The sequence below is a fragment of the Pseudomonas sp. ASL9 genome (assembly GCF_056680335.1).
In genome coordinates this window covers 4,990,126-5,002,956 of the sequence record NZ_CM155277.1, presented here as the reverse complement: position 1 = coordinate 5,002,956, position 12,831 = coordinate 4,990,126, and the positions used below count along the sequence as shown (strand labels likewise).

7 protein-coding genes are annotated in these 12,831 nt (G+C 59.0%); 3 read left to right on the top strand and 4 right to left on the bottom strand.

Annotated features, from left to right (window positions below):
• Positions 1–87 precede the first annotated feature (87 nt).
• The 4 genes from ligA to AC1ME2_RS22970 form a co-directional block, all read right to left on the bottom strand.
• On the bottom strand, positions 88–2,448 hold the full coding sequence (gene ligA / locus AC1ME2_RS22985) for an NAD-dependent DNA ligase LigA (protein ID WP_480437045.1): 2,361 nt from the start codon (positions 2,446–2,448) through the stop codon (positions 88–90).
• Positions 2,449–2,547: 99 nt separating this feature from the next.
• Positions 2,548–3,402: a cell division protein ZipA gene (gene zipA / locus AC1ME2_RS22980; RefSeq protein ID WP_480437044.1), complete on the bottom strand. Its 855-nt coding sequence runs from the start codon at positions 3,400–3,402 to the stop codon at positions 2,548–2,550.
• Positions 3,403–3,676: 274 nt separating this feature from the next.
• Positions 3,677–7,165, bottom strand: coding sequence for a chromosome segregation protein SMC (gene smc, locus AC1ME2_RS22975; RefSeq protein WP_480437043.1), 3,489 nt, complete (start codon positions 7,163–7,165; stop codon positions 3,677–3,679).
• A gap of 4 nt (positions 7,166–7,169) precedes the next feature.
• A complete protein-coding gene (locus AC1ME2_RS22970; protein WP_480437041.1) occupies positions 7,170–7,829 on the bottom strand; it encodes a GntR family transcriptional regulator in 660 nt (219 codons plus the stop codon).
• 278 nt (positions 7,830–8,107) lie between these two features.
• Between AC1ME2_RS22970 and xdhA the strand changes: the two genes are divergently transcribed.
• From xdhA to xdhC, 3 genes are read left to right on the top strand one after another with little or no spacing between them, the layout of a single operon-like run.
• The gene (gene xdhA / locus AC1ME2_RS22965; RefSeq protein WP_480437039.1) at positions 8,108–9,562 is read left to right on the top strand and encodes a xanthine dehydrogenase small subunit; all 1,455 of its coding nucleotides are present in this window, start codon (positions 8,108–8,110) and stop codon (positions 9,560–9,562) included.
• Entirely contained in the window at positions 9,555–11,975 is a 2,421-nt protein-coding gene (gene xdhB, locus AC1ME2_RS22960; RefSeq protein WP_480437036.1) for a xanthine dehydrogenase molybdopterin binding subunit, read from the top strand. Before xdhA ends, xdhB begins: the two co-directional genes overlap by 8 nt.
• A 13-nt stretch (positions 11,976–11,988) precedes the next feature.
• Positions 11,989–12,828, top strand: coding sequence for a xanthine dehydrogenase accessory protein XdhC (gene xdhC, locus AC1ME2_RS22955; protein WP_480437035.1), 840 nt, complete (start codon positions 11,989–11,991; stop codon positions 12,826–12,828).
• Positions 12,829–12,831 lie beyond the last annotated feature (3 nt).

Sequence of the window (12,831 nt, the reverse complement as noted above, 5' to 3'; positions counted from 1 at the left end):
CGCAGCCTTCGGCAGCTCCTTGGACCCAGTTTGCTGCACGACAGCGCGGCGTCGCAGACGGGGCGACATCTCCTACAGAGATTTATGTCAGCTCACTTCAATATTGTGCTTCTTCAGAAACACCACAAACGCTTCTTCATCCAGCACTTTGAGCCCCAACTCATTGGCTTTGGTCAGCTTCGAGCCTGCGCCAGGGCCGGCGACTATGGTGTGGGTTTTTGCGGAGACGGAGCCTGAGACTTTTGCGCCGAGGCTTTCGAGTTTTTCCTTGGCGATGTCGCGGCTCATCCGCTCGAGCGAACCGGTCAGCACCCAGGTTTGCCCGGCCAGCGGCAAGCCTTCGACGATTTTTTTCTCGCTCTGCCAGTGCATGCCGAAGTCGTTGAGTTGCGCTTCGATCTCCAGCGCACGCTGGACATGTTCTTTGACGTCGAAGAAATCACGCACGGCTTTCGCCTGCTTCTCGGCCAGGGCCTGGCGCATGTCCAGCCAGTCGGCGTCGATGATGCCTTGCAGCGAGCCGAACTTGTCTGCCAGTTTTTGCGCCGCACCCGGTCCAATCGCAGGAATGTGCAGTTTGTCGATCATGCCGCCCAAGGTGGTGCTGGCGGCGAACTCGGCGCCCAGTTCGCCCTGATCCTGCAATTCCAGGCCGCGCTCAAGCAATTGCTCGATGACCTTGATGTTGTGGTCATCCCTGAAGAAGCTATGGATCTCGTAGGCGACTTCCAGCCCGACATCCGGCAAATACGTCAACACTTCCGGCAGCGCCTGCTTAACACGCTCCAGCGAGGCCAGCGAGCGCGCCAGCACCTTGGCGGTCTCTTCGCCAACGTCGGGAATGCCCAAGGCGTAGATGAACCGCGCCAGGGTTGGCTTTTTGCTGTCGCTAATGGCCTTGAGCAGTTTGTTGCTGGAGACCTCGGCAAACCCTTCAAGGTCGACGATCTGCTCGAACTTCAGGGTGTAGAGGTCAGCCGGGGATGCCACCAACCCTTCATCCACCAACTGTTCGACGCTCTTGTCACCCAGGCCTTCGATGTCCATCGCCCGACGGGAAACGAAATGGATGATCGCCTGCTTGAGCTGCGCGCCACAGGCCAGTCGACCGACGCAACGGTACACGGCGCCTTCGCTGATGGTTTCCTTGCCTTTGCTGCGTTTGACCAGTTGTGTGCGCTCGACGTGAGAGCCGCAGACCGGGCAGGTTTCCGGAATCTGTACGGGGCGGGCGTTGTCAGGGCGACGGTCGAGGACGACCTGCACCACTTGCGGGATAACGTCACCGGCACGACGAATGATCACCGTGTCGCCGATCATCAAACCTAGACGCGCTACTTCATCCATGTTGTGCAGCGTGGCGTTGGCGACAGTGACACCCGCGACCTTGACCGGCTTGAGGCGTGCGACTGGCGTGACTGCGCCAGTCCGGCCGACCTGAAACTCCACGTCGAGCAGTTCGGTAAGTTCCTCCATGGCCGGGAATTTGTGGGCGATGGCCCAGCGCGGTTCGCGGGCGCGGAAGCCCAGTTCGCGCTGAGAGGCCAGGTTGTTGACCTTGAACACAACGCCATCGATCTCATAGGGCAGCAACAAGCGTCGCTCACCGATATCGCGGTAGTAATCCAGGCATTCATCGATGCCGTTGGCCAGTTTCAGCTCACGGCTGACGGGGACGCCCCATTGTTTGAGCTTTTGCAGGTTGCCTGTGTGGGTATCGGCGAACTCTTCCGAGACCTGGCCCAGGCCGTAGCAGCAGAATTCCAGCGGACGGTTGGCGGTGATCTTCGAGTCCAACTGACGCAAGCTGCCGGCCGCAGCATTACGCGGGTTGGCGAAGGTTTTACCGCCCACTTCAATTTGACTGGCGTTGAGCCGTTCAAAGCCTGCTTTGGACATGAACACTTCGCCGCGCACTTCGAGGGTTTGCGGCCAGCCACTGCCGTGAAGCTTGAGCGGGATGTTGCGTACGGTGCGCACGTTGACGCTGATATCTTCACCTGTGGTGCCATCGCCACGGGTGGCGCCGCGGACCAGCACGCCGTCCTGGTACAACAGGCTGACCGCCAGGCCGTCGAGTTTCGGTTCACAACTGTATTGCACCTGCGCGCCGTCACTGAACAGGTCGCCTACTGGCAGGTCCAGGCCTTCAGTGACACGGCGGTCGAATTCGCGCATGTCGTTTTCTTCGAAGGCGTTGCCCAGGCTGAGCATGGGGATTTCGTGACGCACTTGGGTGAACGCCGACAGCGCTGCGCTACCAACCCGTTGAGTCGGCGAATCGGGGGTCACCAGATGCGGGTTCTCGGTTTCCAGGGCTTTGAGTTCATGGAACAGGCGGTCGTACTCGACGTCAGGGATGCTCGGTTCGTCGAGGACGTGGTAACGATAGTTGTGCTGATCCAGTTCTGCGCGCAGTGCCAGGATGCGGGTTTCGATGGCGGTCATACGTGTGTTCTCTCGAAAAGCAAAAAAGCAGCCGAAGCTGCTCAATGTTGGTTCGGTCTGTGCAAAATCCCTGTGGGAGCAGGTTCAGCACCAGCGCTATCAGCGGCGATGGGTCAATGCACGACGTTCGAATTCGACGATACGCTGACGGTAATGCTCAATGGTCTGCGCGGTCATGACGCTGCGCTGGTCATCTTTCAATTCGCCGTTGAGTTCGTGGGCCAGTTTGCGAGCAGCGGCCACCATGACTTCGAAGGCCTGTTTCGGATGACGCGGACCGGGCAAGCCAAGGAAGAAGCTCACGGCACGGGTGCTGAAGTGGTCGATGTCATCGAGATCGAATACGCCCGGCTTGACCGCGTTGGCCATGGAGAACAGAACTTCACCGTTGCCGGCCATGCTTTCATGACGATGGAAAATATCCATCTCGCCGAAACGCAAACCGCTTTCCAAAATGTTCTGCAGCAACGCAGGGCCCTTGAAGCCACTCTCGTCACGGCAGATCACGCTGATCACCAGCACTTCTTCAACCGGAGGAAGATCTTCGGTACGGCGCGCCGTATCGTCCGCACGTCGCACGGGTTTGTTCTCGTCCGGAAAATCGTCATCACGATCAGTGAACAAGCTTGGCCCGTCCAGTTCGAGGTTCAGATTCAGGTCGCCTTGATGCGGTTCGTCCTTGCGTTTGCGCTTGGAATCACGCGAACTGATGTTCACCGACGGCAGGTCGTGCTCATCCAATTGCGGCTCTTTCTGGTTATCCAGCACACGCGGCGGCCCCAGCACCTCGGCGGACGTGGCTTCGTCGTCCTCTGGTAGATTGGAGAAGCTCCGATCCAGCCTGAATTTCAATTTACCTTTGCCGCCGCGCATCCGGCGCCAGCCATCAAAAAGAATACCGGCAATGACAATAATGCCGATGACGATCAGCCACTCGCGCAGACCGATTTCCATGTAATCCAGTGCCTCTAATAAAAATGCTGAAAAATAAAGGCCGAAACCCCTTTAAAACGTGGCGCCAACTCTATGTTCTGACAGGCGTTTTACCCACGCAAAAGAAAAAGTGGTCATTAAACTAGCACGACCAAAGATAACTTTACACCGTCTGATGCAAAGGGCCGGCCGCTCAAAAGTGACCAAAACTCCTCAGACGCTTGATAACGCCGCGCATTCCCATAGCAAAGTGGCCATTAAAATGCCATTTCTCGCGCCCTACAAGGCCTGCACGTCAGGCATCCACCATCGCCATTGCTTCCTCCACGTCCACCGCAACCAATCGCGAGCACCCAGGCTCGTGCATGGTTACACCCATCAACTGATCTGCCATCTCCATGGCAATCTTATTGTGGGTAATGTAGATAAATTGCACCGTCTGCGACATATCCTTCACGAGTCGGGCGTAACGTCCTACGTTAGCGTCATCCAGCGGTGCGTCAACTTCGTCGAGCATGCAAAACGGCGCCGGGTTCAATTTGAAAATAGCAAAAACCAGAGCCAATGCAGTCAGGGCTTTTTCGCCACCGGACAGCAAATGGATGGTGCTGTTCTTCTTGCCAGGTGGTCGCGCCATAATTGTCACACCTGTATCGAGTAAATCTTCGCCCGTCAGTTCCAAATAAGCGCTGCCACCACCGAAAACTTTTGGGAAAAGTGCCTGTAAACCGCTATTTATCTGATCAAAGGTCTCTTTGAAGCGATTACGCGTTTCTTTATCGATCTTGCGGATGACGTTTTCCAGGGTGTCCAGCGCTTCGACCAAGTCGGCATTCTGTGCATCAAGGTAGCGCTTGCGTTCGGATTGTTGCTGGTACTCGTCGATGGCCGCGAGGTTGATCGCGCCGAGGCGTTGAATGCGCTGGGCGATGCGTTCCAATTCTTCTTCAGCGTCTTTTTCGTTGGCCTCGCTGGTCAGCGTGGCCAATACGCCGTGCAGGTCGTAGCCGTCTTCGAGTAGCTGGTCATGCAAGGTTGTGCGCCGCACCGTGAGCGCCTGCCATTCCATGCGTTGCTGCTCAAGCTGGCCGCGTACCAGTTGCGATTGCTGTTCAGCCTGAGTGCGGCGTTTTTCGGCATCGCGTAATTCGCGGTCGGCGTCTTCCAGCGCCATCTTCGCCTGGCGCATTTCGTCGTCGACGGCCATGCGTTTTTCCAGCAGTTCTTCGAGCTTGAGGCGCAGCTCTTCTAGCGGCGCCTCGCCCTCTTCCAAGTTCAGGCTGAGCTGTTCGCGCTTTTCGTTCAGGCGCTCGGACTGCAATTCCAGCCGCTCAAGGGCCTGGCGAGTGGAGTCATGCTGTGCCTTGAGCGAGCCCAGACGCACCGCCAATTGATGGCCATGGTCCTTATGCTGACGCGCTTCCTGGCGCACCCGGTCGAGACGTTCACGCAGGCTGTCGCGCTGGGCCAGGAGCAATTCACGCTGCTCGGTGTCGATGGCCATGCTGTCCAGCGCGTCCTGCAATTGAAGGCGGGACTCGCCGAGTTGTTCGTGTTCGATAGCGCGCTGCTCACCCAATTCGCCCAGCTCTTCGTCCAGACGCATGCGGCGCAGGGTCAACTGTTCGACCTTGGCTTTGCCAGCAGACAGCTGAGCCTTGAGTTCGCCTTGCTGACGCGCTTCATCCTGCAAGCGCCGACGCAGTTGCTCGCGGGCGTCTTCTTGTTGCAACTGCTGTTCACGCAGGGTGACAAGCTGTTCTTCAAGGGCCGCCAGGGTGGCTTCGCGCTCCTCACGCTCCAGCCCCAGGCGCTGCAATTCCTGACCACGGGCGAGCACACCACTTTCTGCTTCACTGGCGCGGCGCACCCTTAAGAAGTGCCGCCCCACCCAGTAACCATCGCGGCTGATCAGGCTCTGCCCTGCCCCGAGCTGAGCGCGCAAGGCCAGGGCGTCTTCAAGGCTGTCTACCGGCTTGACCTGCCCCAGCCACGCCGACAGGTCGACCGACGCTTCAACCTTGTCCAGCAAGCTGCCAGGGATTCGCATCACCTCGGCCGACGGGCTGAGCAGGCGCAGGTCGCCCTGTTCGAAACCGGCCAGATCCAGTACAGCGAAGTCATCCACCAACACCGCTTGCAGGTCGGCACCGAGCACGGTTTCCACCGCCAGTTCCCAACCCGACTCGACCCGCAGGCCTTCAGCCAGTCGTGGGTGTTCGGCCAGTTGCTGTTCTCGCAGCCACTCGGCGGTACCGGTGCCCGGATCGAGCGCCGCTTGCTGCAGGGCTTCCAGCGAGGCCAGCCGACCGTTAAGGCGCTGTAGATCGCCCTGAGCCTGCTGCTGCGCCTGATTGGCTTGATGCAGCTCGCCACGCAGTTGTTCCAGGCGCTCGACCAACTGTTCTTCGCTGGCGTGCAGCTCTTCCAGGGTCATTTCGCGGGTGGCGAGTTCTTCGCTGAGTTCGAGAATTGCTGCGTCTTCCGGGTCTGCGGCGAGCAACTGTCGCTCTTCGCCCAAACGCCGTTGCCGTTCGCCCAATCGCTCCATGCTGCTTTCCAACTGCTGGATGCGCGACTGCTGCACTTCGGCCTGGCGCCGCGGTTCCGCGGAGTCCAGATTGAAAGCGTCCCACTTCTCCTGCCAGCCGTGCATGGTGCTTTCGGAGTCCTCCAGCGCTGCGGCGGATTCTTCGGCGGCTGCGCTGGTGATTTCCTGTTCGGGCTCGAGCATTTCCAGCTCTTCGCCAAGGGTTGCCAGCAAGGTGCGGTCGTGACCCAGATGCGACTCTGTTTCCAGTCGCGCGCGCTCCGACTCGCGCAGGTCGTCCTGCAACTGACGCAAACGCTGCTGGCCGTGCTGGATGCTTTGCTCGACCCTGGCGATGTCACCACCCACCGAATAGAAGCGGCCCTGCACCAGGTTGAAGCGCTCGGACAGGTCATGATGACCGTCGCGTAAACGCTCAATGCTGGCGTCGGCGTTGCGCTGTTCAGCCACCAACGCTTCAAAACCGATTTCCTGATTGCCGATCACCGCTTCGCGCTGGCCGACTTGTTCATTCAGCGCCTGCCAACGCAGGGCCGACAGTTGCGCCTTGAGCTGACGCTCTTCGCCTTTGTACTCCTGGTACTTCTCGGCCGCCTGCGCCTGACGGTGCAAACGGTCGAGCTGACGCTCCAGTTCGTCGCGCAGGTCGGTCAGGCGGGCGAGGTTTTCATGGGTGCGGCGGATACGGTTTTCGGTTTCGCGGCGACGCTCTTTGTACTTGGAGATACCGGCGGCTTCTTCGATGAAGTTACGCAGTTCTTCAGGTTTGGACTCGATCAGCTTGGAGATCATCCCCTGCTCGATGATCGAGTAGCTACGCGGGCCCAGCCCCGTGCCCAGGAAGATGTCGGTGATGTCACGACGACGGCATTTGGTGCCATTGAGGAAGTACGTGTTCTGGCTGTCGCGGGTCACTTTTCGACGAATGGAGATTTCCGCGTAGCTGGCGTATTCGCCCACCAGGGTGCCATCGGAATTGTCGAATACCAGCTCGATGCTGGCCTGACTGACGGGTTTGCGGGTGGTGGAGCCGTTGAAGATGACGTCGGTCATCGATTCGCCGCGTAGGTTCTTCGCCGAGCTTTCGCCCATCACCCAGCGCACGGCGTCGATGATGTTGGATTTGCCGCAACCGTTAGGGCCCACGACCGCAGCCATGTTGCTCGGGAAGTTGACGGTGGTCGGGTCCACAAAGGACTTGAAGCCGGCCAGCCTTATACACTTGAGCCGCATGGAATTAGCCTGCCGCCAGGGCGGACAACACCAACTTGCAGCTGCGCTCGGCGTAGCTGCCCAGCACATTACGAATCTGCGCGTGGTCGCGCGCCACGACCGCGTCGAGCAGTTGCGCGAACAGGGACAGGTATTCGCTCATTTCCGCCTTGCGCTGATCCAGTGCCAGGTAATAGTTACGGCTCATGGACGGTTGCAGGTTTTCGACGGTTTCTTGCAGGTACGGGTTATTAGCGAACGGGTAAGCAGCGCGCATTACGTTGAAGCTCTCTTCAACGAACATCTTCACGTCCTGACGCTGGTAGCTGTCAGTCAGGCGCTGCTGAATCTGCAGAAACGGCGCAAGGTCCGCTGGAGTCTCCCAACGATTGGCCACCGCATGGGCGAGCAGGATGTACAGCTCGCTCATCAACGCGCACAGGCTTTCAATGTTGTGCGCGCTAAGCTCGGTCACTTGGGCGCCACGGCGCGGCAGGATCACGATCAGGTGCCGGCGTTCAAGAATCAGCAAGGCTTCACGCACAGAACCACGGCTTACGCTCAGTGCCTGAGTGACTTTTTGCTCTTGAATACGCTCACCCGGCTTTAGTTCGCCACGGATGATCCGCTCTGCGAGGTGATGAGCGATTTGCTCGGCGAGGCTATCCGGCGCCTTGAACGTCATGGTCTTCCTTCAAAATCAGTTTCTGCAGACAAGCGGCGCAGTGTATCGCAATGCATAGCCATGGCGCAGGGCCACGGGGGTGGAATCTGGCACGAATTAAGCACTTCTTTGAGCAATGATCGACAGTTTTGTTGCCGACCAGGCACACCGTTAATCGGCAAAATCGGGAAAAGTGATCTTTCCTGACTTAAAGGTCAGAAAATTATTGACCAAAAAGTCAGAGCTGATAAATTCAGCTCATGTGTCGATTACAAAAATAACGTGCAGCGAGGCCTTCCGTGATCCAATTCTTACTCAACCAGACGCTGCGAACCGAGCATGCCCTGGACCCGAATCTGACCGTGCTTAACTACCTGCGCGAGCATGTGGGTAAACCCGGCACTAAAGAAGGCTGCGCCAGCGGCGATTGTGGTGCCTGTACCGTGGTGGTCGGCGAATTAAGCACTGACAGCGAAGGCCGTGAGCAACTGCGTTATCGCAGCCTCAACTCGTGCCTGACCTTCGTTGCCTCGCTGCACGGCAAACAATTGATCAGCGTCGAAGACCTCAAACATCAAGGCCAACTGCACAGCGTGCAAAAGGCCATGGTCGAGTGTCATGGTTCGCAATGCGGTTTCTGTACACCCGGCTTCGTCATGTCGCTGTTCGCGTTGCAGAAGAACAGCAGCGAAGCCAATGCCCATCAAGCCCACGAAGCGTTGGCTGGCAACCTGTGCCGTTGCACCGGTTATCGCCCGATTCTTGCCGCCGCCGAGCAAGCCTGTGGTCAACGCCAACCCGACCAATTCGATCAGCGTCAGGCAGAGACCATCGCCCTTTTGCGGACCATCGCGCCGACAGAAACCGGCGAACTCAACAGCGGCGACAAACGCTGCCTGGTGCCGCTGACTGTCAGCGACCTGGCCGATTTGTATGACGCCTATCCGCAAGCACGCCTGCTGGCGGGCGGCACCGATCTGGCACTGGAAGTCACTCAATTCCATCGCCCGCTGCCGGTGATGATCTACGTCGGCAATATCGCCGAAATGAAACGCATCGAGCACTTCGAGGACCGCCTGGAGATCGGCGCGGCAACCTCGCTGACCGATTGCTACACAGCGCTGACGGCTGAATACCCCGATTTCGGCGAGCTGTTGCATCGTTTCGCCTCTTTGCAGATTCGCAATCAGGGCACATTGGGCGGCAACATCGGCAACGCCTCGCCCATTGGTGACGCCCCGCCTCTGCTGATCGCCCTCGGCGCGCAGATCGTCCTGTGCAAAGGCGAAACTCGCCGCACGCTCGCGCTGGAAGACTACTTCATCGACTACCGGGTTACGGCACGCCAGGAAAGCGAGTTCATCGAGAAAATCATCGTGCCCAAGGCCAACGCCAGACAGGCGTTCCGCGCCTACAAAGTGTCGAAACGGCTGGATGACGATATTTCTGCGGTGTGTGCGGCCTTCCGCTTGCACGTCGAGAATGGCGCCATCGTCGATGCGCGAGTGGCATTCGGCGGCATGGCGGCGATCCCGAAACGGGCGACTGCCTGTGAACAAGCGCTGATCGGTGCACCGTGGACCTCGGCCACCGTGGAGCGTGCCTGCGCGGCCCTAGCTAATGATTTCACCCCGCTGTCAGACTTTCGCGCGAGCAAGGAATACCGCCTGCTCAGTGCACAGAACCTGCTGCGCAAATGCTTCATCGAGCTGCAAACGCCTCACATCGAAACGCGGGTGACCTCTTATGTCTAACCATGCCCCAGCAAAAACCCAGGCCGAGATGGCTGCACTGTTTCAGCAAGACCTGACCACGGGTGTGGGTCGCAGCGTCAAGCACGACAGCGCCGACAAGCATGTGTCCGGCGAGGCGGTGTACATCGATGACCGTCTGGAATTCCCTAATCAATTGCATGTGTATGCACGCCTGTCCGACCGCGCCCATGCGCGGATCATCAGCGTCGATACATCGCCGTGTTACGCCTTTGAAGGTGTGCGCATCGCAATCACCCATGAAGACATTCCTGGCCTCAAGGACATTGGTCCGCTGCTACCCGGCGACCCGTTGCTGGCCATCGATGTCGTCGAATTCGTCGGTCAACCCGTGATCGCGGTGGCCGCACGGGATATGGAAACCGCACGCAAGGCCGCGATGGCTGCGATCATTGAATACGAGGACCTCGAACCCGTCCTGGATGTGGTCGAGGCCCTGCGCAAAAAGCATTTCGTTCTCGACAGCCATACCCATCAGCGCGGTGATTCGGCCACCGCGCTCGCCAGTGCGCCACATCGCCTGCAAGGCAATTTGCACATCGGCGGGCAGGAACACTTCTATCTGGAAACCCAAGTCTCGTCGGTGATGCCCACCGAAGACGGGGGCATGATTGTCTACTGCTCGACGCAGAACCCCACCGAAGTACAAAAGCTGGTGGCCGAAGTGCTCGGCGTATCGATGAACAAAATCGTGGTCGATATGCGCCGCATGGGTGGTGGTTTTGGCGGCAAGGAAACCCAGGCGGCAAGCCCTGCGTGCCTGTGCGCGGTGATTGCCGTATTGACCGGGCAGCCGACCAAAATGCGTCTGCCCCGGGTCGAAGACATGCTGATGACCGGCAAGCGCCACCCCTTCTATATCGAGTACGACGTCGGCTTCGATGGCAACGGACGCCTGCACGGGATTCAGCTGGAGCTGGCCGGCAACTGCGGCTGCTCGCCGGACCTGTCCAACTCAATCGTTGACCGGGCGATGTTCCATGCCGACAACTCGTATTACCTGGGCGATGCCACCATCAATGGCCATCGTTGCAAGACCAATACCGCCTCAAACACTGCCTATCGCGGCTTCGGCGGCCCGCAAGGCATGGTCGCCATCGAAGAAGTGATGGACACCATCGCCCGCCACTTGGGCAAAGACCCGCTGGACGTGCGCAAGGCCAACTACTACGGCAAGACCGAGCGCAACGTTACCCATTATTACCAGACAGTCGAGCACAACATGCTCGAAGAAATGACCGCTGAACTGGAAGCCAGCAGCCAGTACGCAGAACGGCGCAAATCGATTCGTGCTTACAACGCACACAGCCCGGTGCTGAAAAAAGGCCTCGCGCTGACCCCGGTGAAATTTGGTATTTCCTTCACCGCCAGCTTCCTCAATCAAGCCGGTGCGCTGATCCATATCTACACCGATGGCAGCATCCACCTGAACCATGGCGGCACCGAGATGGGCCAGGGCCTGAACATCAAAGTCGCGCAGGTGGTGGCCGAGGTGTTCCAGGTTGATATCGACCGCATCCAGATCACCGCGACCAATACCGACAAAGTGCCCAACACTTCGCCGACAGCAGCCTCCAGCGGTGCCGACCTGAACGGTAAGGCTGCGCAGAACGCCGCTGAAATTCTCAAACATCGGCTGGTGGAATTCGCTGCGCGGCAATACAAGGTCAGCGAAGACCAAGTGCAGTTTCGCAACGGCCATGTGCGGGTTGGCGAGCAGATTCTGTCGTTCGAATCCCTGGTGCAACAGGCATGGGTCGGCCAGGTATCGTTGTCGAGCACGGGCTATTACAAAACACCGAAAGTCTATTACGACCGCAGCCAGGCGCGTGGTCATCCGTTCTACTACTTCGCTTACGGCGCGGCCTGCGTTGAAGTCGTGATCGATACGTTGACCGGCGAATACAAGATGCTGCGCACCGACATCCTGCATGACGTGGGCGCCTCGCTGAATCCGGCCATCGATATAGGCCAGGTTGAAGGTGGCTTCATCCAGGGCATGGGCTGGCTGACCATGGAAGAGTTGGTGTGGAATGCCAAGGGCAAATTGATGACCAACGGCCCGGCCAGTTACAAGATTCCAGCGGTCGCCGACATGCCGCTGGACCTGCGGGTCAAGCTGGTGGAAAACCGCAAAAACCCGGAAGACACCGTGTTTCATTCCAAGGCCGTGGGCGAGCCGCCGTTCATGCTTGGCATCGCCGCTTGGTGCGCAATCAAGGACGCCGTCGCCAGCCTTGGCGACTACCGACATCAACCGAAGATCGACGCACCTGCGACCCCGGAACGGGTGTTGTGGGGGTGTGAGCAGATGCGTCAGTTGAACAGTGCGACTGCTGCGGCCGGGCTCGACGCCGAATCGTTCGCAGGCAAGCCTGCTCCCACAGTGGTTTAGCGGAGGATCGCACATGAACAACTGGATCAGTGCTCTCGCCGAGCTGCAAAATCAGGGCGAACCCTGCGTGCTGGTGACCATCATCGACGAGCGCGGTTCTACGCCGCGCAACGCCGGTTCTAAGATGGTCGTCACTGCCGAGCGGATCTTCGACACCGTCGGGGGTGGGCACCTGGAATACAAAGCGATGCAAATCGCCCGCGAGATGCTCGCCAGCGGCAGTCAAGACACGCGTCTGGAGCGCTTCAGCCTGGGCGCCAGCCTGGGTCAGTGCTGCGGTGGGGTGAATGTGTTGCTGTTCGAGCCCATGGGCCAGCCTCAGGCGCAGATTGCGGTGTTCGGTGCAGGTCATGTCGGCCGGGCGCTGGTGCCGCTGCTCGCCAGCCTGCCCTGTCGGGTGCGCTGGATCGATTCGCGGGAGCAGGAGTTCCCCGCACAGATCCCGGACGGGGTCACACGAATCGTCAACGAAGAGCCGGTCGATGAAGTCGAACAGTTGCCCAGCGGCAGCTATTGCATCGTCATGACCCACAACCATCAGCTGGATCTGGAGCTGACCGCTGCCATTCTCAAGCGCAACGATTTCACCTATTTCGGTTTGATCGGCTCGAAGACCAAACGGGTCAAGTTCGAACATCGTCTGCGTGAGCGCGGCTTCGATGCGGCCCTGCTGCAACGCATGCGCTGCCCGATGGGCCTGGCCGAAGTCAAAGGCAAATTGCCCATCGAGATCGCCGTGTCCATCGCCGCTGAAGTGATCGCCACTTACAACGCCAACTTCGGCCAACACAGCAACAATGCCGAACCTATTGCACACCTGTTGCCGGCTTCACGCCGCAGCCAAGCTCAATGAGAT